A 19,424-nucleotide genomic window follows, 5' to 3' on the forward strand; every position below is an offset into this window, starting at 1 on the left:
GGCCGCGATGGCCGAGCTGACCCGGTCCGGCGCGGCCGGCGTACAAGTCAGGATCCACGACGAACACGGCGCCTGGACCGGCGCGGCGGGGGTGCGCGAGCTGCACGGCGGGAAGGTCCCCACCAACGGCCGGTTCCGGGTCGGCAGCATCACCAAGATGTTCGTGTCCACAGTGGTCCTACAACTCGTCGACGAAGGCAAGGTCGTCCTCGACGACCCCGTCGACGACTACCTACCCGAGTTCGGACTCGACCGCCGCATCACGGTCCGAATGATCCTCCAGCACACCAGTGGCCTGTTCAACCACACCGGTGAACCCAACCCCGACGGCACTATCGAGGCCGGAGTTCCGTTGTACGGCTGGGACTTCGAGCGGAACAGGTTCCGCACCTACCAGCCGGAGGACCTGGTGGAGCTCGCCCTCGCCAAGCCGGCCAGGTTCGAACCCGGCACGGCCTGGCGCTACTCCAACACCAACTACGTGCTCGCCGGCCTGCTCATCGAGCGCGTCACCGGGACCTCGTACGCCACCCAGGTACGGCACCGGATCCTCGCACCGCTGCGGCTGCACGAGACCGTGGTGCCCGGCACCCGCACCGGCATCCCCGGCCCGCACGCCCATGGCTACTACGCCTACCAGCACCAGGGCCGGCTGCGCGTGCTCGACATGTCCAGGGTGAACCCGAGCTGGGCCGGGGCGGCCGGGGAGATCATCAGCACCACTCGCGACCTGGACCGGTTCGTCACCGCGCTGTTCGACGGCGAGTTGCTCCCCGCGGACCTGCTGGCCGAGATGCGGGACGCCATGCCGACCGGCTCACCGAACGCCGCCTACGGCCTCGGGCTGGAGGTGCTCGACATCGGTGCGGAGTGCGGCGGGGTCTACGAGGGCCACAGCGGCGGGATGCACGGGTACACCTCGTTCCTGCTCCGCAGCGCCGACGGCGAGCGGCGGCTGGAGGTGTCGGTGACGGTGGGGCCGTTCGACAACGACGACCTGGTGCTCGCGCAACGGTACTTCGCTGCCCTGAACGACGTCCTGGCCGCGGCGCTCTGCGACGTCGAGGAGCCGACCGGCCGGACCGCACACCGGCCGTTGGCCGAGCGGGCACCGCACGCCGCGGCGGTCATGCGGCCGGCAGCCTGACCCGGACGTCCAGGCCGCCCAGAGGTGGGGCGGTGACGGTCAGCTCGCCGCGGTGAGCGGTCACCACGGCCCGGACGATCGACAGGCCGAGGCCGGCACCATCGGCGGCGTGCGTGCGGAGCGGGTGCCCGCGGACGAACGGGGCGAGGAGGCGTTCCGTGTCCTCCGCGGGCACCCGCGGACCCGTGTTGGCCACCCGCAGGAACACCGCTCCGTCCGCGGTCCCGGTGACCAGCGTGACCTCACCACCCGGGTGGTTGTAGCGGCTCGCGTTGTCCAGCAGGTTGGCGATCATGCGCTCGAGCAGGACCGCGTCCCCCGTGGTGCGCGCCGGGCCCAGCGTGGCGTGCAGGGTGAGGTGCGCGGGAACCTCGGCGCAGGCGCCGGCCAGCGCGGCGAGGTCGACCGGGTGCTCCTCGGGGGCGGCGTCGGCGCGGGCCAGGGCCAGCAGGCCGTCGAGCGTGCGGCGGGTTCGGTCGAGGGCGGTTCGCACGTCGGTGGCCATCGCCAGCAGCTCGGTCCTGCTCGGGGCGCCGTCCAGGGTGACGTCGAGCGCGGTGCGCATCGTGGTGAGCGGGGTCCGGAGCTCGTGGGCGGCGTTCGCGGTGAACAGGCGCTGCCCCGCGAGCAGCCGGTCCCGCTCGGCGACACCGCGCTCGATCCGGTCCAGCATTCCGTTGATCGTCTCGGCCAGCGCGGCCAGCTCGTCCCTCGGCGCGGCCACCGGCACCCGCTCGGACAGGTGCTCGGCGGACAGGCGGTGTGCGGTCGCGGAGATCGTGCGGACCGGGCGAAGGATCCGGCCGGCCACCAACCAGCAGACCGCCGCCGCGAGGACGGTCACCGCGAGCAGTGCGACCGCCGCCCGCACCGGCAGCTCGGTCAGGGTCGCCTCCCGCAGCTGGTCGGCGGCCCGGGACAGCAGCTCCGCGGGCGGTGGGGCGGGGTCGTTCCGGTTGCCCGGGGTGAGGTGCAGGTACACCGTCCGAACGCCGGGAGCGCGGCGCATCAGCAGGTAGGTCAGCGCGGTCAGCACCACCCCGGCGACCGCCACCAGCACGGTGAGCAGCACGGTGAGCCGACCGCGGGCGGTCAGCCGGAAGGACACGGCCCGATCCGGTAGCCCGCGCCGGTCACGGTCTCGATCAGCGGCGGCTCGCCGAGCTTGCGGCGGAGCGTGCCGACCGTGATGCGCACGGCGTTGGTGAACGGGTCGGCGTGCTCGTCCCACACCTTGTCCAGCAACGTCTCCGCGCTCACCACGTCGCCGTCGGCGGCGAGCAGCTGCTCGAGCACCCCGAACTCCTTGGGCGCCAGGTGCAGCATCCGGCCGGCGCGCTCGACGGTGCGCCGGGCCGGGTCGAGCGCGACGTCGGCGGCACGCAGCACCGGCGGGCGGGCCGGCGCGCTGCGCCGGGCGAGGGCCAGCACCCGCGCCACGAGCTCGGTGAACGCGAACGGCTTGCCGAGGTAGTCGTCGGCGCCCAGGGTGAGCCCGGTGACCCGGTCCTCCACGGCGTCGGACGCGGTCAGCATCAGCACGCGGGCGGCGCCCTGTCGCGCGAGCTCGCGGCAGACGGCGTCGCCGTGCACCCCGGGGAGGTCCCGGTCGAGGACGACCACGTCGTAGGGCGTCACGGCGCACTTGTCGAGAGCGACGCGGCCGTCGTGGGCCAAGTCCACGGCGAGGCCCTGGCGGCGCAGCCCGAGGGCGATGTAGCCGGCCAGCGGTTGCTCGTCCTCCACCAGCAGCACCCGCATGGAGGGCAGTATCGCCGCGCGGACATATGGATCACGTATGGGTCCGGCATCGGTCCCCCATCGGCGCGCACCGGTAGGCCTTTACCCCGTTCGCCCGACGAGAGGAGCCACGATGGACCAGACCCGACGCTCGGTACTCGGCCTGCTCGGCAGCACGCCCCTGCTGCTCGGTGCGGTGAGGACCGGTTCGCCACCCGCCAGGACGAGTGTGCCCGACGGCCTGCGGCCCGGCGGGTCGCTCGACCGCCTCGTCGCGGACCTCGCGGCGCGGGACGCGTTCTCCGGCACCGTCCTGCTGACCCACCGCGGGCGAACGGTCCTCGCCCGGTTCTACGGGATGGCCGACCGCTCCCGAGGTGTGCCCAACGGACCGAACACCCTGTTCTCCCTCGGCTCGGTCACGAAGATGTTCACCGGCGTCGCTATCGGACAGCTCGTCCAGCGCGGCGAGGTCGCCTACCACGAGAAGCTGGGCAGCTACCTGGACGGGTTCGCCGCCGACGTGGCCGAGGCGACCGTGCACCAGCTGCTCACCCACACCTCCGGACTGCGCGACTACATGCGCGACGAGGCGTATTGGGCCGAGGCTTTCGCGTGGACGAGCGTGGAGGAGACCTGGGAGCGCAGCATGGTCTACGTCCGCAAGGACCGGCTCGCGTTCCCGCCAGGTACCGCCTACGAGTACAGCAACACCGCGTACCACGCCCTGGGTGCGATCGTCGCCCAGGTGTCCGGACTGTCCTACTACGACTACGTGCGCCGGCACGTCCTGCGCGCCGCCGGAATGTCCACGGCGGACTTCTACTCGGTCCCGCGTTGGCGGGAGGACCGCCGGATCGCCCACCCCTACCCCCGTGGCCAGAACGGCGAGCGCACCGACGGCCTGGACAGGCACATTTTCGTTGGCTCACCCGCCGGTGGCGCCCACGCGAGCGCGCCGGAGCTCGTCCGCTTCATGCGCGCTCTGCTCGACGGGTCGCTGCTCGACGCCGCGCACACCGAGCTGGTGCTCAGTCCCAAGTGGCCCAGGCGACCGGAGACGCCCCCGCCGGGCAGGCCCCGCCTCGTCCCGTTCACCACCTACGCGGTCGGCGCGAACCTGCTCGAGGGCCAGTGGATCCTCGGGCACAACGGCGGGGCGCCCGGTGTGTCGACCAACGTCGACACCTTTCCCGCGACCGACTGGACGGCCGTGGTGCTGAGCAACTACGACCAGGCCACCCGCGAGATCGACGCCATGATCCGCCAGCTGGTCACCGCCCGGCCCGTGGGTGGGTAGGGGCCACTGATAGAAGTAACCCGTGCGGGACTTCCTCAAGGGCTTTCGGATGTTCGGGCAGGGGCTGGGCATCCTGCTGCGGTCGCCACGGCTGCTGCTGATCGGCGCGGTGCCGGCGGTGCTGACCACGTTGCTCCTGCTCGGCGGGATGATCCTGCTGGTCTACCAGGTCGACGAGCTGGCGGAGCTGGTCACTCCGTTCGCCGACGACTGGGCCGAGGGCGTGCGCACGGCCGTCCGGCTGGCGGCCGGCGTGGCGCTGTTCGCCGCGGCACTGGTCATCGGACTGATCAGCTTCTCGGCGCTCACGCTGGCCGTCGGCGGTCCGTTCTACGAGCACATCGCCGAGAAGGTCGAGGACGGTCTCGGCGACACTCCGGCCGACACCGACCTGTCGTGGGGGCGGCTGCTGTGGATGGGGCTGCGGGACGGCGTCCGGCTGGTGCTGCGGTCGCTGGTGTTCACCGTCCCGCTGGTCGTGGCCGGGTTCGTCCCCGTGCTCGGGCAGACTGTGGTCCCGGTGCTCCTGGCGTTGGTGACCGCGTGGTTCCTCGCCCTGGAGTTGGTGGCGGTGTCGTTCTACCGGCGAGGGCTGGACCTGCGGCAGCGGCGCGCACTGCTGGCCCGGCGCCGCCCGCTCGCCATCGGGCTCGGCCTGCCCGCGTCGCTGCTGTGCGCGATCCCGCTCGCCGCGATCATCGCGATGCCGGTCGCCTTCGTCGGCGGTGTCCTGGTCGCCCGCGAGGTTCTCCGCGACACCGCGGCCACCCAGGGATAGTTCACGGTCGCCGGGCGGCGACGAGCCGGGCGTTCGAGTCGAACCAGACGCCGTCTCCGGTGTCCCGCGTCGCCAGCAGGGCACGGAGGCGGTCGAGCGCTCGCTCCGCCTGGTCGCCGTCCAGCCCGGCGAGCGCACCCCGCACCAACCGGAGCCCGCCGACGAAGTCGAACGCGTCCGCAGCCGGTCCGTAGTAGACGGGTTCGTTCAGCTCGGTCGAGGTGACGTCGGTGAACCCCGCCGCGGTGAGGATGCCCTCCACCGCGGCCGGGTCGGCGAGGGAGAACGGGTCGCCGGACCCCGCCGGTCGGGAGTCGCGGACTCCCAGCGCCGAGGAGATGGCAAGCACCCACTCCTGGCGCTCGCGCTCCTGCCAGACGAGCTGGACCAGCCGCGCCCCTGGCCGCAGCGCCCGCGCGATGTTGGCGAAGGCGGCCACCGGGTCGGCGAAGAACATCGTCCCGAACCGGCTGATGCCGAGGTCGAAGCGGCCCGCGGGGAACGGGTGGAGCTGGGCGTCGGCGCACTCGAAGGCGGCGTTGTCCAGCCCTTCCTCGGCGGCGAGCCGCCGGGCGTGGTCGATCACCGGCGCGGACAGGTCCACGCCCAGGGCGCTGCCCGAGCCGGCGGCCAGCGCCGCCTCCCGGGTCGTCCCGCCCGCCCCGCACCCGATGTCGAGCACCCGGTCCCCGGGACCGACACCGAACGCGACCCGAAGCCGTTCCTGGTACCGCCGCAGCTCCGCCTCGAGCCGCAGCGCGTGCACGACCTCGTCGCGCAGGCCGGCGTCCGGCCGCTGGTCATCGTCCATTTGGTCCGCTCCCGCTCGACGTGTCCCCACGCCGAACCCTAGCGTGATCCACTCGCTACGCTCCCCCGCGTGCGTAGCAGAACGATGACGGCACTGGTGTGCGTGCTGACGATAGCCGTGGCCGGCTGCACGGCGCCGGCCGCCGGGACCGACAAGGACACCGGGTCCGCCGCGCCGACGGCCTCGGAGCGCAACGAGATCGACCTCGCCGATCTCCAGTCACGCTGGTGGACCTGGGCGTCGTCCGCTCCGACCGAGACCAACCCGGTAGCCGACACCACCGGCGAGTTCTGCGCCGACCGCCAGCCGGCCGACGTGTGGCTGCTCGCCGGTTCGTTCGGGGAGACCGTGTCGCGCCGGTGTACGGTGCCGGCCGGGCAACCGCTGGCGGGGCCCGCGGTCAACCAGATCACCGACGTCCCAGCCGTCTGCGACGCGTTCATGCGCGAGGCCTGGGGTGAGGTGGAGCTGGACGGCAGCCCTCTGGACCTGTCGCGCGCCGACCTGTCCGAGATCACCGTGACCGGCGTGCCCGACAACCCGGTCCTCGGAGCCGAGGGCACGTTCCGCACCCATGGCTGCGGCCTGTGGTTCACCGTGCCCTCGCTCACCCCCGGGCAGCACACGCTGGTCATCAAGGGCGGCAGCACCAACTTCGAGCTCGAGGTCGACTACGACCTGACTGTCACCGCCGCCACCTGAGCCGGCGGTGGTAGCGGTCAGCCGTGCCCGCACAGGGTGCGCAGCGCGCGGCGCACCGCACCGCCCGGGTCCTCGGGCAGACGAGGGGAACGCCAGGCGACGAACCCGTCCGGCCGGACGAGGAGCGCGCCGTCCGGCTCCGCGCCGGCCAGGTCGGTGAACACCGACTCGTCGCCGTCGACCATCGCCGTGGTGACCTGTCGGACCCGGAGGTCGTCGCCGGCCTCGAGCCAGGTGGTGCCGCGAGGTCCGGCGAGCAGGGTCCAGTCCGTACCAACCAGATCCAGTGTGGAGAGTCCGGCATCGCCGTCGGTCAGCCACCGGTGGGGCAGCCGGCGTCCTGGCGTGGCCCTGTCGTCGAGGACGTCCGGCTCGGTGTCGTCCTCGGCGAGCACGGCGGCGGAGGTGTAGCGGTAGAACATCATGCCGCGCAGGTAGTCGGCGGCCAACTCGGTCGGGTGCTGCTGGGCCCGGTAGGCGTCGTGCATCCGGTAGGACAGCGCCAGCGACGCCTCGGCGGCGATCCGCCGTTCGGGCTCGTAGCTGTCCAGCAGCGCCGCTTCGGCGCGTCCTCTCAGGACGGCGGCAAGCTTCCAGGCCAGGTTGTGTCCGTCCTGAATGCCGGTGTTCATCCCGAGTCCGCCGGCCGAGCTCTGTAGGTGTGCGGCGTCACCAGCCAGGAAGACCCGTCCGCGGCGGAACGCCGATGCGGTGCCGAAGGTGGCCTCCCACGCGTCGCAGGCTGTCAGGTCGATCGGCAACGTGTCGTCGCCGATCGCGGCGCGCAGCAACCCGAGCGTCCGCTCCGGCGTCAACGGGGTCGCCCGGTCGGGCTTGCCCGGGTAGGCGATGATGTGTGAGGACCATCGGTCGCCTGCCGCACCCTTCGCGAACAACGTGCACTGGACGTGTTCGTTGCGGACGAAGCAGGCGTACGTCGACGACTCCGGAAGCAGGCGGCCCAGCTCTGCCCGGAAGAACGCCGTGTTGAGGCGAGCGGCAACCCGCGGGGCGGGCATGTCCATTCCGAACAGTTTTCGCACCCCACTGCGCGCGCCGTCCGCCCCGACCAGGTACCGGCTGACGAGCTCCCCCGACCGTCCGGTGTCCACAGAGGTCACTCTCGCTCGAACGGCCTCCGCGTCAGCGGTGGCGTCCACCAGCTCGACACCGAACCGGACCTGCCCGCCGCGGCGCCGAAGCTCGTCCAGCGCGATGCGCTGCACCTCGTACTGCGTCATCACCCGGCGGCTGCCGACCGGTCCGCAGGTATCCAGGCGCCGGGCGTAGGGCTCGGGCGGCGCGGCCCGATGCAGCACGGCGCCGACCGCGCTGTCCTTGACCAGCGTCCGCAGCGGCCGAGGGCCGTCCCACGTCATCCGGTCCAGGCTCGCACCGAGCCCGACCGACCGGAACAGCTCCAGCGTGCGCTGGCTGGTACTCGCGCGCGGCGTCACCGAGAGCGAGTCGCGCCTGTCCACGACCAGTACCCGCACGCCGCGGTCGGCAAGGAACAACGCCGTCGAGAGCCCTACCGGGCCCGCGCCCACCACGACTACCTCGTACGGCTCACCGGGTTTCGCATTGATCATGCGGTCACCCTGCACGCTCAAGTCGACTTGAGCGCAAGCTGCGATAATGCCGACGTGCAGTACTCGATCAGCGAGGTGGCCCGCCACTTCGGCATAGCCGTGTCGGCGCTCCGCTACTACGACCAGGTCAACCTGCTCCGCCCGGCCGGTCGACGCGGCTCGGTCCGCACCTACGGACGCGAGGAGCTGCACCGCCTCGCCCTCATCCACCTGCTCCACCGCGACGGGATGATGAGCCTGGACGCCACTGCCGCCACGCTCGCCGAACGCCCAACGACGAGGGACGTCATCGAGAACTCCCGCGACGAGGTGCGCCGCCGGATCCAGCGCCTGCGCGAGGCGGAACGCCTACTGGACCACCTGTTGACCTGCCCCCGCGACAACCCCGTCCGCGACTGCCCCCACCTCCGGACACAGCTGGACCACGTCGTCGACACCGCCCTGGCCGGATCAGCCGGCCGTTGACTCCGGGCAGAGGGTGTCGACATCGAGGATCACGCACTCGTGGAGCTCCCGTAGCAGGGCGAACGCTCGGACCCACCGGATCGCCGGATCGCCGTAGGCGATGCTGACGTCCCCGACCGGCACGGGCGGCGAGTGCCCTCCGCTCCGATAGAGCGCGCCCCACACCCCCGCGACCGGTGCCCGCCGGGCGCGCACGGCGACACACCGGTTGCGCAGCGCCGGACACAGCCGGCTGGCCACCCGCACACAGGGCCGGCAGACCGGCGGTTCGGTCACCGCCATCCGCTCCGGCCAGTCGGGCCAGTCGCCACGGAAGTCGCACAGCAGCCACAGCGTTCCGTCAGCGTTCTGGTCAGCCGGTTGACCGCAGACCCCGCACAGCAACCGCCGCATGGCCTGCCGTTGCCGCTGCGGGTGCACCTTGGTGAACAGGGGTCGGCCCTGGCCGGGCCGTGAGGGCATTCGGAACCACAGCACGCCGTTGCCGTCCCTGTCGTTCACGGTCTCATCCGAATAGCCGATTCCGCGCCCCGGCCGTTCGACGATCTGCGACGGCGAATCCCGTTCCTCACTCCATTGGGTGATAAATGGCGTGTAGGGAATCAGTGCCGCGTGGGCGCGGCGAAGATCGTTGCTCATGGCCCTACAGCCAAGAAAAGATCGCTCGGTCAGGCCAGAGCGATCCTGAGGGCTGGGCGGTCGCAGAAAAGTCGCAGGCATTCCGTGCATGAATGGGGCATGCCCCGTTGCCGTTATCGTAGAGGCAGGGAAGGGAGACCGAGCCGTGGCGCTCAAGCGAACGCACCTGGTGCGGCGGCGCAAGGAGCTGGGGCACAGCCAGGAAGACCTCGCCGCGCTCGTCGGCGTCGACCGTTCGACGGTCATCCGCTGGGAGCGGGCGGAGACCGAGCCGCAGCCGTGGCACCGGCGGAAGCTGGCCACCGCCTTGCGCGTGTCCGCCGACGAGCTGACGGCCCTGCTGGAAGCCGCGAGCGACGCACCCGACTCGGTGTCATTGGATTTCTCGAGATCCTCGGCCGCGCAGTCACTGACCGAAGGGTTTTCTATGTATGACCTCACCAGTCGACGAAGGATTCTCGAAGGACTGACGTTACTGAGCGGCGCCGCGCTCATCCTGCCGATCCGGCAGTGGGTCGCGCTGCTGGACCTCGATCGGGACGAGCCGATTCGGACGGAGGATGTCGAAGGGCTTCGCGACGTGGTGGCGTTGTTCCGGCGCTGGGACGACTCCGGTGCCAGCGGCCTCAAACGCAAGGCAGTCGTCGGCCAACTCAGCGCCGTCGCCGAGAACGTAGGGGAAACCGGCGACACCAGGACGAGAAACGCACTGCTGCCGATCATGGCGGACCTGGCGCAGCTGGCGGGCTGGATGGCCTACGACAACGGTCTACCGGGCGCTGCCCAGCGCTACTACCTCCTGGCACTCCATGCCTGCAAGGAAGCCGGACCGGCTGTGCTGCCACTCGGCGTCAAGGTCATCGGCGACATGGCCAAACTGTCGAGAGCGCTCGGCAACTACGAGGACAGCCTGCACCTCGCCCAGAGCGGTCTGTACGCACTGCCGAGGACGGCCAGCAAACACGTCCGGGCCGAGCTGCTGGCGCTCGAGGCAGGCGCCTACGCCCGACTCGGCAGCGGGGAAGCGCTCAACGCCGTGCGATCGGCCGAGACGAGCCGGGAGGTCTGGCACGAGGCGGCCGAACCAACCCCCAGCTGGATGTACTATATGGACGAGTCTGAAGTGGACTGCCTGGTCGCCAACACCTACACGCAGCTCGCGCTTCATGCCGGTGGCGCCGCACACCAACGCCACTACGCGGACCGCGCCGAACACCACACCCTCCGGGCACGCCACAACCGAGCCGAGGACTACAAACGCAGCCGCGTTCTCGACGAGGTCCGGTTGGCGAGGGTACGGCTGAGCCAACGTGAACCGATGGAGGCCGTCGAGGCGGCGACGACGGCGCTGCGGCTGGCCGGGCCGGTCCGCTCGTCGATCGTGCGCAAGCGGCTGGCCGAGTTCCACACCGAGCTGGTCGCCCGACACGGCGACGAGTCCGTCGTGCGGGAGTTCGGCGGGCGACTCCACGAGCAGCTGCGCACGAGAACCTAGCCGGAGGACCCGTTGACGACGGGCTGGGCCGTGCCCCACCATGGGCGAGCACTACCTACTCCCGAGTAGGTCAGCCGCCGCCAATGATGTCGGGAGAGCCCATGCCTCGCCGTCTGCTCGTGTCCGCCGCAACCGCCCTCGTCACCGCGCTGAGCCTCGCCTCCCCCGCCCAGGCGCAGGCCGAGCCGCTGAACTACGTCGCGCTCGGTGACTCCTACAGCGCGGCCTCCGGCGTCCTGCCGCCGGACCCCACCGCACCGCTGCTGTGCCTGCGCTCGGCCCGCAACTACCCGCACGTGATCGCCGCCGAGACCGGGGCCCGCCTGCGCGACGTCACCTGCGGCGCCGCCGAGACCAGGCACTTCACCACCTCGCAGTATCCCGGCGTCGCCCCGCAGGTCGACGCGCTCGGTGCGGACACCGACCTGGTCACGATGACCATCGGCGGCAACGACAGCGGCGTGTTCATCAACGCGATCCTCGCCTGCGGGCTGGCCGGCATCAGCACGCTCGGCCACGGCAGCCCGTGCGCCGACCGGTACGGCAGCAGCTTCGAGGACACCGTCCGCTCCACCACCTACCCCTCGCTGGTCACCGCCCTCGCAGCGGTGCGCGCCAGGGCGCCCCAGGCCGAGGTCGCCATCCTCGGCTACCCCTGGATCCTCCCCGCGACCGGCGGCTGCTTCGAGCGCATGCCCGTCGCCCGCGGCGACGTCCCCTACCTGCGCAGCCTCCAGTCCACCCTCAACGACGCCGTCCGCCGCGCCGCCGAGGCGAACGGGATCACCTACGTCGACCTGAGCCAGGCCTCCGAGGGTCACGACGCCTGCCAGCCGCTCGGCGTCCGCTGGATCGAACCGGTGCTCCAGACCACCAACCCCATCGTCGTCCACCCCAACGCCCTGGGCGAGGCAGCCATGGCCACCGAGACGATGCGCGTCCTCGGCCTGTCCTGACAACCGCTACCGCGGGTCGGTCGAGCGGGCGAGGACCGACCTGCGGCGGCCGTAGGCGAAGTACACCACCAGGCCCAGCGCGAACCAGATGCCGAACCGCAGCCACGTCTCCGGGTGCAGGAACGTGATCAGCCAGATCGAGAAGACCACCCCGATGATCGGCACCACCGGCATCCCCGGGCAGCGGAACGTGCGGGGCAGGTCCGGCCGACGCCGACGGAGTACCACCACCGCGACGCACACGACGACAAACGCCAGCAGGATGCCGATGTTGGTCAGCTCCGCCGCCTCGCCGATCGGGAGCACGCCGGCCAGCACGGCCGAGGCCACGCCGACGATCCAGGTCATCCGGCTCGGCACCCTGCGGCGCTCGTCGGTGTGGGCGAACCAGCGGGGCAGCAGGCCGTCGCGGCTCATGGAGAAGCCGACCCTCGCCGCGCCCATCATGAACGTGAACAACACGGTCAGGATGCCGAGGATCGCGCCGACCGCGATCACCAGGCCCAGCCACTCCAGCCCCACCCTGGCGAACGCGTCCGAGAACGCCGCCTCGGCGTCGATCTCGGTGTAGTTGACCATCCCGGTGAGCACGAGGCACGCCAGCACGTAGAGCACCATCGACACCGCGAGCGAGTACACGATCGCCCTGGGCATGTGCCGGGTCGAGTCGGTGGACTCCTCGGCGGCGGTGGACATCGCGTCGTAGCCGAACACCGCGAAGAACACCGTCGCCGCGCCGGTGAACGCGCCGGCCAGGCCGAACGGGGCGAACGGGCTCCAGTTGCCGGCGTCGATGTGGAACACGCCGACCACGATCACCACCAGCACGACGGCGACCTTCAGGTAGACCAGCGACGTCTCGAACCGCGCCGCGTTGCGCATGCCCTGGTTGAGGATGAACGCGATGAGCAGGCACAGCAGCACCGCGAACAGGTTGACCACGTACGAGCCCGCCGGCACGCCCTCCGGCTCGGTGCCCGGGGCGCCCGACATCCACAGCGGCAGCTCGACGCCGAGGAAGCCGAGCAGGTCGTTGAAGTAGCCGGAGATGCCGATCGCCACCACGGCCACGATCGCGGTGTACTCCAACAGCAGGTCCCAGCCGATGAACCAGCCCACCACCTCCCCGAGCACGGCGTAGCCGTAGGTGTAGGCCGAGCCCGCCCTCGGGATGAGCCCGGCGAACTCGGCGTAGGAGAACGCCGCGGCGGCACTGGCCACACCGGCCACCAGGAACGAGATCACCACGGCCGGCCCCGCCGTCTCCTTGGCGACCGCCCCGGCCAGCGAGAAGATGCCGGCGCCGATGATCCCGCCGACACCGATCGCCGTCAGCTGCCACAGGCCGAGCGTGCGGGCGAGGCCACCGCCCTCCACCCGCTCGATGTCCTCGATGGGCTTGCGCCGGAAGATCTCGGCCGAGCGGCTGGCCATGGCGTCCTCGCTTTCGCGGTGCTACCGAGTTTCAGGTAGACATACCGCACTCCCGGCGCCGGGACCACCCTCCGCTCAGCAACCCACGTACCGCACCCCGATCGGCGGCAGGCCCCATCGGGCGAACACCTGCAGACACCTGCCCGCCGGCGGTCGGTCGGGGACGAACTCCATCACCACCCGGGCGAAGACCGGGCAACCGATGGCCGTCACCCACCCGGGCGCGACCGACGCGCACAGCGCGGTCAGCCCACCGGCGCCGGCGGCGTGCGCGACGGTGTGGATCCGCTCGGTGGTCCCCCGGTCGAACGTGTGCGCGGCCCGCGCCGCCTGGGCCTGCCCGGTCGTTCCCAGCACCACGGTCGCGACGACGACGAGCGCGACCCACAGCGTTCGTGACATACCGCCATGGTCTCGCCACCGGAAGCGGGTGTCCAATCGAGAGTGTCGAGGCGGAAAGTTCCCTTTCATGGGTCAGCGCCACGCCGACACGGCACCCGCGGCGTACTCGGCGAAGCTCGTCTCGGGGCGGCCGGTCACGGCGGAGACGTCGTCGGTGACCGTGGCCATCGCGTTGCCGGTCACGGCGGCGACGTACAGGGCGGCGCCGTACGCGGCGAACGCCGGCGAGGCACCGGCGGCGACCAGACGCTCGCGCATAGCGTCCTCATCGGACTCCCGATAGCGCACATGGCGGTTCAGGGCACGGGAGATGTGCTCGGCGACCTCGGCGAGCGTGAGTGCCTCCGGCCCGGTCAGCGTGTACCCCCTGCCCTCGTGGCCGTTCTCGGTCAGTGCGGCGGCGGCCACCTCGGCGATGTCGTCTGTGGACACGTAGCCCACCCTGGCCGTCCCGCCCGGCATGACGATCTCACCGCGGTCCCGGATCGTCTCGGCCATACCCGACCAGTGCCGTTCGGAGAAGTTCTGCATGAACGCGGCGGGGCGCAGGATCGTGGCGGGGACACCGGACTTCTCGACGAGGAGCTCCGTGCGGCGCAGCCCGTCGTCGTCCGGGGCCTGGTCGACGCCGAACGAGGAGAGCAGCACGACCCGGCGCGTTCCCACGCTTCCGGCGCAGTCGAGGAAAGCCCGTACCTGCTCGCTCGGGTCCGTCACCTCACCGGAGAGGTGGGCGTTGACGAGGTAGACCGCCTCGACACCCGTCAGTGCGGGCTCGTAGGTGCTCTCGTCCCACCAGTCGAATCCCGGACGCGTGGCGGCGCGCACGGTGGCACCGCGCTCCACCAGCAGCGGCACGAGACGGCGGCCGGTCTTGCCGGTCGCGCCGGTCACCAGAACAGTGTTTCGGTCCATGCCGCCGACCGTATGCCGACCGGGGCGAGACGATCCATGACAGCTCGGAACGAAGAAATACCCGTTCCACTCACGGGTTCGGGCGTACCGTGGGCGGAGTGAGCCGAACCGGCGTCACCGACAGCCGGCCCGACCTCGTCGCGGACATCGTCGCCGACGTCGTGGCCGCGACCCGGCACGGGAGCGTGGTCTACTCCAGGAACCGTTTCCACGCCCCGTGGGGCATCCGGGTCCCGGCCGGCGCCATCGCCAGCTTCCACGTGGTCACCGACGGGCCGTGCTGGGTGGTCGCGGACGGGGACGAGCCGATCCCCCTCGCCCCGGGCGACGTGGCCCTGGTGCCCGCCGGGGTCGGCCATTCGATCGTGGACATCCCGGGCCGGGCGACCCTGTCCTTCGCCGAACTGATCGGTGGGCCGCTCGGCGAGGTCGAGACGCCGAAGGAGCTCGTGATCGACGGGGACGGTCCGGTCACCCGCCTGCTCTGCGCCGGCTTCCTGCTCGACTCCCGCCACCCGCTCATCGCCGTGCTCCCCCACGTCGTCCACGTCGGCGCCGAGCAGGCCGACCGAAGCGGTCTGGCCGCGGCCGTCGAGCTGCTCGCCGCCGAGGTCGACCGCGCCGACCCCGGTGCCCGAGCGGTGATCGACTCCCTGGTGGACCTGCTCTTCGTCTACCTCCTGCGGGCATGGTTCACCGAACACGCGGGCGAGGGCTGGGCGCGCGCACTCCACGACCCGACGGTCGGCGGCGCCCTGGCACTGGTCCACCAGGACCCGGCCCGGCGGTGGACCGTCGCGGCGCTCGCCGACGCGGTCGCGGTGCCCCGCGCCACGTTCAGCCGGCGGTTCACCGCGCTCACCGGTCAGCCGCCCATGGCCTACGTCACCAGCTGGCGGATGACCGTCGCCGCCGACCTGCTGCGGGGCGAGGGCATGTCGCTGCGGGAGGTGGCCCGCCGGGTCGGGTACGACTCCGAGTTCGCCTTCGCCAGGGCTTTCAAACGCGCGGTGGGCCGTCCTCCCGGCCGCTACCGGCAGGCGTCATCCCGCCCCGCGCCCGGCTAGGAGCCCGCGTTCCAGGGCCGCGACGACCGCGGCCGTGCGGTCGCCGACGTCGAGCTTCGCGAAGATCCGCAGCAGGTGGGTCTTCACCGTGGCCTCGGTGATGAACAGCCGGGCACCGATCTCGGGGTTGGAGAGGCCGTCGGCGACCGCCCGCAGGACGTCCACCTCGCGCGGGCTCAGCGTCACCGGTGCCGGCCCGCGCATCCGGGCCACGAGCCGAGCGGCGACGCTCGGCGCGAGCACGGTCTCGCCGCGTGCCGCGGCGCGGACGGCGCTGACGAGCTGGTCCCGTCCGGCGTCCTTGAGCAGGTAGCCGAGCGCGCCGGCGTCGACCGCGCGCGCGATCTCGCTGTCGGTGTCGTAGGTGGTGAGGATGAGGACCCTGGTCGCCGGGTGGTCAGCCACGATCCGTGCCGTCACGGCGACGCCGTCGAGAACCGGCATGCGCAGGTCGAGCACGGCGACGTCCGGCCGGAGCCGCGCCACCAGCTCGAGCGCCTCGCGACCGTCGCCCGCCTCCCCCACGATCTCCAGGTGGGGCTCCGACCCGAGCAGGGCGACCACGCCCGCCCGCATGGCCGGGTGGTCGTCGGCGACGACGACGCGCACGCTCACCGGCGCCCACCTTCCGCGACGGGAATCTCGGCCAGGACGCGGGTGCCGTCGCCGACCGAGCTGGTCACGGTGAGGTCGCCGCCGACCTCCGCGAGCCGCCTGCGCATGCCGTTGATGCCGAAGCCGCGCGCGTCGGCCAGGACGAACCCGCCGCCGTCGTCGGTCACCTCGAGCTCGACGGCGTCCGGACGTCGGGCGAGCACGACCGTGACCGCCGACGCGCCCGCGTGCTTGCGCACGTTGGCCAGGGACTCCTGCGCACAGCGCAGCAACGCGCTCCGAAGGGGCGGGGCGGGGTCGAGGTCGACCAGGTCCGCCGTCACCGCGACGCCGGTGTCCTCGGCGAACCGGTCCAGGGCGCGCCGCAGCGACTGGGTGAGCGACCCGGGTGGTGCCGCGGGGGCCGAGGAGACCAGCACCCGGGCTTCGTCGAGGTTCTCACGGGCGGTGGCCTCGATGGAGGCCAGGTGCCGGGCGCGCTGGTCCGGGTCGGCCGCGACCCGCGCCGCCTCCGCCAGTGCGGCGATCGAGGCGAACCCCTGGGCCAGGGTGTCGTGGATCTCCCGCGCCAACCGGTCCCGCTCCTGGGCGGCACCCTCACGGCGATGGGCCTGCGCGAGCTCCTGCTGGGTCCGCGCCAGCTCGTCGCCGAGCGCGTGGGTGCGCCGCTCGTTCTGGAGCCACCACAACCCGATCGGCACCGAGATCGCGGCGGCGCCGGCGGCCACCACGGCGTTGCCCGAGATCTCGCCCCCCGCGCGCACCAGCGCTCCCGCGACGACCGACACCGCCGCGGCGGCGCTGATGCCGACGGCCTGCCCCGGCGGGCGGGCGAACAGCCAGAACTGGGGCAGTGTCAGGACGAACAACGCGGCGCCGCCGCCCGGGAGGTAGGCCATCGCCCCCAGCGCGGGGACGAGCAGGACGAGGTAGGTCAGGCGGATCGCGGGGTGGTCGGGCAGCAGGGTGACGAGCGCGTAGCCGACGCCCATCGCGCCGAGCACCGCGATCGAGGCGTACCGCTGCCCGCCGGTGTCGCCGAGCACCGCGACGAGGCCGGGACACAGTCCGAAGACCACCCAGACCAGGGCGTACCAGCCGCGCATGCCGCTCAGCGTACGGTTTGCGGCTGTGCCGGGACGCGGGCGGCACGCACCCGTGCCGGCCACCACACCCGGTCGCCGAGCACCAGCATCAGCGCCGGCAGGATCAGCGTTCGGACGACGAAGGCGTCCAGCAGGACGGCCACGGCGAGGCTGAAGCCGGTCTGCTTCATCTCGATGAGGTGCACCCCGACGAAGGCGGCGAACACCGTGACCATCACCACGGCCGCACCGGTGATCACCGACGCGGACTGGCGCGTGCCGTCGAACACCGCCTGCCGGGTGGGAACCCCGTTCAGCACCCCCTCGCGGATCCGGCTGATCAGGAAGACCTGGTAGTCCATCGAGAGTCCGAACAGGATCACGAACAGAAACAGCGGAACCCGCGACCCGATCGACCCGGTCGAGGTGAAGCCGAGCAGCCCTTCCGCCCACCGCCCCTGGAACACCCAGGTCAGCACGCCGATCGCGGCGGCGGCCGAGAGCAGGTTGAGGACGACCCCGACCACCCCGAGGACCACCGACCGGAACGCCCAGGCGGTCAGCACCAACGTCACGAGCAGCAGCGCCCCCACGACCCACGGCAGGCGTTCCCGCTGGTGCCGGGGATAGTCGACGTGGCGTGCGACATCCCCGCTGACCGCGTACTCCAGGCCCGCGGCCGCACCGAGGGTGGCCGGCACGTACTCCTCCCGCAGACGTCGCAGGGACTCCTGGGCCTCCTGTTCGCCGACGAAGTGCGGCACCGCGAGGTCCAGGACGTGGGTGCGCCCGTCCCGCGAGGTGCGCACCGTGGCCGGCTCGCTGATCGCGGGATCGGCCAGCGCCAGCTCGCGCAGCTCGCCGAGCGCCTCCCCCGCCCCGGCCCCGCCGTCGCGGACGACCACCTGGTGCAGGGCCTTCACCTCCGGGTACGCGCCGGTCAGCCGATCGAAGGTGCGCATCGCCGCCAGCTCGCGCGGATGGGTCTCCGGGCCCATGTCGGTGATCCGCATCCCCAGGACCGGCGCGGCCAGGGCCAGCATCACCAGCGTCGTGCCGACCAGCGTCAGGCCCGGCCGCCGGCCGACGCCGCGCATCAACGCCGCACCGAACCGGCTCTCCCTCGGCGTGCTCACCGGCCGCTTCCGTCGCTGCGCCCGGCGTTCCGCCGCGGCACCGAGCTTGGCCAGCGCCGCGGGCAGCACCGTCATCGAGCTGACCACGGCGACCAGCGTGACCAGGACGGCACCGGTGGCGAGCGAGGAGAAGATGACGTCGTCGACGAGGTAGAGGGTGGCGCTGGAGACGGCCACGGCGAGCCCGGACAGCACGACGGCGCGCCCGGAGGTGGCCGCGGCGAGGTCGACGAACGCGGCGGCCGGCAGTCGCCCGTCCGCCCGCGCGCGCTCCTCGCGCTCCCGTTTGAGGTAGAAGAGGCTGTAGTCGACGCCGACCGCCATGCCGATCAGCAGGATGACGTTCATCCCGACACCGGCGTCGGGGAAGACGTGCGAGACGACCATCGACAGCCCGATCGAGGCGGCGATGGCCGACAGCGCCAGCAGGACCGGCACCAGCGCCAGGCGCAGCGACCGGAACATCAGCAGCAACGTGAGCAGCGTGATCGGCAGCGTGATCATCTCGGCACGGGCGATGTCCTGCCCGCGCTGCTCCTCCACGGCCCGCCCGATCGACGCGCGCCCGGTCTGCTCGACCACGACGTCGGGATGGTCCTTCGCCACCGCCTCGGTCCGCGCGCGGAGCTCCTCGACCACCTGCGCGGCCGCACGCTCCTCGACCTCCAGCGTCACGTCGACGCGGAGCGCGTTCCCGTCCTCCGCCCGGACCGGCTCGCCCACGGCCGCGACGACGGGCAACGCCGACATACGCTCGGCCACGTCCCGCGCGGCGGCCGCCGCGGCGCGCTGGTCCAGTTCCGCGCCGTCGACGGCCGTGACGAGCACGTGCTCCACCGGCCGCCGGTGAAGCCCGCCCTCGGCGGCGATCGTCTCGGCCCGCCCCGCCTCCCCCACCCGGTAGTCCGCGGTGACGGCGGAGTTGTTGCCGACAATGAGCCCCACGCCGAGGCACACGGCGACAAGGAGGAACCAGCCCCCGATCGCACGCCAGGGATGGTGGGCGCTCCAACGGGCGAGGCGCACAGGCAGGTTCGTCATGACAGGCAGACTCGCGCCGAGCGGCCCCCGCCCGACACGGGCGACCGACCGACACCGCGTGTCGGTCGACCGGTCGACCCGCGGGCGGCCACGGGTCCGCTATG

Annotated in this window: 19 protein-coding genes; 8 read left to right on the top strand and 11 right to left on the bottom strand. The window is 72.1% G+C overall.

Annotation, left to right across the window (positions count from 1 at the left end; genetic code table 11):
- Positions 1 to 1,147, top strand: a 1,147-nt coding sequence (locus tag BU204_RS32340) for a serine hydrolase domain-containing protein (protein ID WP_075129602.1), incomplete at its 5' end; no start/stop codon positions are given.
- Here BU204_RS32340 and BU204_RS32345 read toward each other — a convergent pair.
- Positions 1,128 to 2,255 carry a sensor histidine kinase gene (locus tag BU204_RS32345; protein ID WP_233160862.1) on the bottom strand — a complete coding sequence of 376 codons (1,128 nt, stop codon included), beginning with the start codon at positions 2,253 to 2,255 and terminating at the stop codon, positions 1,128 to 1,130. The genes BU204_RS32340 and BU204_RS32345 overlap by 20 nt on opposite strands.
- On the bottom strand, positions 2,240 to 2,908 hold the full coding sequence (locus BU204_RS32350) for a response regulator transcription factor (protein WP_075129603.1): 669 nt from the start codon (positions 2,906 to 2,908) through the stop codon (positions 2,240 to 2,242). The genes BU204_RS32345 and BU204_RS32350 overlap by 16 nt, the downstream gene beginning before the upstream one ends.
- A 112-nt stretch (positions 2,909 to 3,020) precedes the next feature.
- On the opposite strand from BU204_RS32350, the gene BU204_RS32355 reads away from it, so the two are divergent.
- Positions 3,021 to 4,187, top strand: a complete 1,167-nt coding sequence (locus BU204_RS32355) for a serine hydrolase domain-containing protein (protein WP_075129604.1) — start codon at positions 3,021 to 3,023, stop codon at positions 4,185 to 4,187.
- A 22-nt stretch (positions 4,188 to 4,209) separates the two neighbouring features.
- Complete coding sequence (locus BU204_RS32360) at positions 4,210 to 4,965, top strand: EI24 domain-containing protein (protein WP_075129605.1); 756 nt, start codon at positions 4,210 to 4,212, stop codon at positions 4,963 to 4,965.
- 1 nt (position 4,966) lies between these two features.
- Here the strand turns inward: BU204_RS32360 and BU204_RS32365 are convergent, their stop codons facing one another.
- Positions 4,967 to 5,776, bottom strand: coding sequence for a class I SAM-dependent methyltransferase (locus BU204_RS32365; RefSeq protein ID WP_083661827.1), 810 nt, complete (start codon positions 5,774 to 5,776; stop codon positions 4,967 to 4,969).
- A gap of 69 nt (positions 5,777 to 5,845) precedes the next feature.
- On the opposite strand from BU204_RS32365, the gene BU204_RS32370 reads away from it, so the two are divergent.
- A complete protein-coding gene (locus tag BU204_RS32370) occupies positions 5,846 to 6,478 on the top strand; it encodes a hypothetical protein (RefSeq protein ID WP_198943068.1) in 633 nt (210 codons plus the stop codon).
- Positions 6,479 to 6,495: 17 nt separating this feature from the next.
- Here BU204_RS32370 and BU204_RS32375 read toward each other — a convergent pair whose 3' ends face one another.
- Positions 6,496 to 8,070 (bottom strand): FAD-dependent oxidoreductase, encoded by a 1,575-nt coding sequence (locus tag BU204_RS32375; protein WP_075129634.1) that lies wholly within the window; start codon positions 8,068 to 8,070, stop codon positions 6,496 to 6,498.
- 54 nt (positions 8,071 to 8,124) lie between these two features.
- On the opposite strand from BU204_RS32375, the gene BU204_RS32380 reads away from it, so the two are divergent.
- Positions 8,125 to 8,535, top strand: coding sequence for a MerR family transcriptional regulator (locus BU204_RS32380; RefSeq protein WP_075129607.1), 411 nt, complete (start codon positions 8,125 to 8,127; stop codon positions 8,533 to 8,535).
- Here the strand turns inward: BU204_RS32380 and BU204_RS32385 are convergent.
- Complete coding sequence (locus BU204_RS32385; protein WP_198943069.1) at positions 8,521 to 9,036, bottom strand: hypothetical protein; 516 nt, start codon at positions 9,034 to 9,036, stop codon at positions 8,521 to 8,523. The genes BU204_RS32380 and BU204_RS32385 overlap by 15 nt on opposite strands.
- Positions 9,037 to 9,319: 283 nt before the next feature.
- Here BU204_RS32385 and BU204_RS32390 point away from each other — a divergent pair, with 283 nt between their 5' ends.
- Both BU204_RS32390 and BU204_RS32395 read left to right on the top strand, forming a co-directional pair.
- Entirely contained in the window at positions 9,320 to 10,669 is a 1,350-nt protein-coding gene (locus tag BU204_RS32390) for a helix-turn-helix domain-containing protein (protein WP_075129609.1), read from the top strand.
- 101 nt (positions 10,670 to 10,770) lie between these two features.
- On the top strand, positions 10,771 to 11,625 hold the full coding sequence (locus tag BU204_RS32395; RefSeq protein ID WP_075129610.1) for an SGNH/GDSL hydrolase family protein: 855 nt from the start codon (positions 10,771 to 10,773) through the stop codon (positions 11,623 to 11,625).
- A gap of 6 nt (positions 11,626 to 11,631) precedes the next feature.
- Here BU204_RS32395 and BU204_RS32400 read toward each other — a convergent pair whose 3' ends face one another.
- The 3 genes from BU204_RS32400 to BU204_RS32410 all read right to left on the bottom strand — a co-directional run bounded on the left by BU204_RS32400 (position 11,632) and on the right by BU204_RS32410 (position 14,376).
- Entirely contained in the window at positions 11,632 to 13,059 is a 1,428-nt protein-coding gene (locus BU204_RS32400; RefSeq protein WP_075129611.1) for an amino acid permease, read from the bottom strand.
- A gap of 75 nt (positions 13,060 to 13,134) precedes the next feature.
- On the bottom strand, positions 13,135 to 13,461 hold the full coding sequence (locus BU204_RS32405) for a hypothetical protein (RefSeq protein ID WP_075129612.1): 327 nt from the start codon (positions 13,459 to 13,461) through the stop codon (positions 13,135 to 13,137).
- Between the two features lie 72 nt (positions 13,462 to 13,533).
- On the bottom strand, positions 13,534 to 14,376 hold the full coding sequence (locus BU204_RS32410; RefSeq protein WP_075129613.1) for an NmrA family NAD(P)-binding protein: 843 nt from the start codon (positions 14,374 to 14,376) through the stop codon (positions 13,534 to 13,536).
- A 98-nt stretch (positions 14,377 to 14,474) separates the two neighbouring features.
- Here BU204_RS32410 and BU204_RS32415 point away from each other — a divergent pair, with 98 nt between their 5' ends.
- Positions 14,475 to 15,443 (top strand): AraC family transcriptional regulator, encoded by a 969-nt coding sequence (locus tag BU204_RS32415; RefSeq protein ID WP_075129614.1) that lies wholly within the window; start codon positions 14,475 to 14,477, stop codon positions 15,441 to 15,443.
- On the opposite strand, the gene BU204_RS32420 is transcribed toward BU204_RS32415, so the two are convergent.
- From BU204_RS32420 to BU204_RS32430, 3 genes are read right to left on the bottom strand one after another with little or no spacing between them, the layout of a single operon-like run.
- Positions 15,420 to 16,058 carry a response regulator gene (locus tag BU204_RS32420; RefSeq protein ID WP_075129615.1) on the bottom strand — a complete coding sequence of 213 codons (639 nt, stop codon included), beginning with the start codon at positions 16,056 to 16,058 and terminating at the stop codon, positions 15,420 to 15,422. The two genes, BU204_RS32415 and BU204_RS32420, sit on opposite strands and share 24 nt — an antisense overlap.
- On the bottom strand, positions 16,055 to 17,164 hold the full coding sequence (locus BU204_RS32425) for a sensor histidine kinase (protein WP_075129616.1): 1,110 nt from the start codon (positions 17,162 to 17,164) through the stop codon (positions 16,055 to 16,057). The genes BU204_RS32420 and BU204_RS32425 overlap by 4 nt, the downstream gene beginning before the upstream one ends.
- A gap of 5 nt (positions 17,165 to 17,169) precedes the next feature.
- Positions 17,170 to 19,320 carry an MMPL family transporter gene (locus BU204_RS32430; RefSeq protein WP_075129617.1) on the bottom strand — a complete coding sequence of 717 codons (2,151 nt, stop codon included), beginning with the start codon at positions 19,318 to 19,320 and terminating at the stop codon, positions 17,170 to 17,172.
- Between the last annotated feature and the right edge of the window lie 104 nt (positions 19,321 to 19,424).

Source organism: Actinophytocola xanthii (genome assembly GCF_001921205.1).
GTDB classification, from domain to species: Bacteria; Actinomycetota; Actinomycetes; order Mycobacteriales; family Pseudonocardiaceae; genus Actinophytocola; species Actinophytocola xanthii.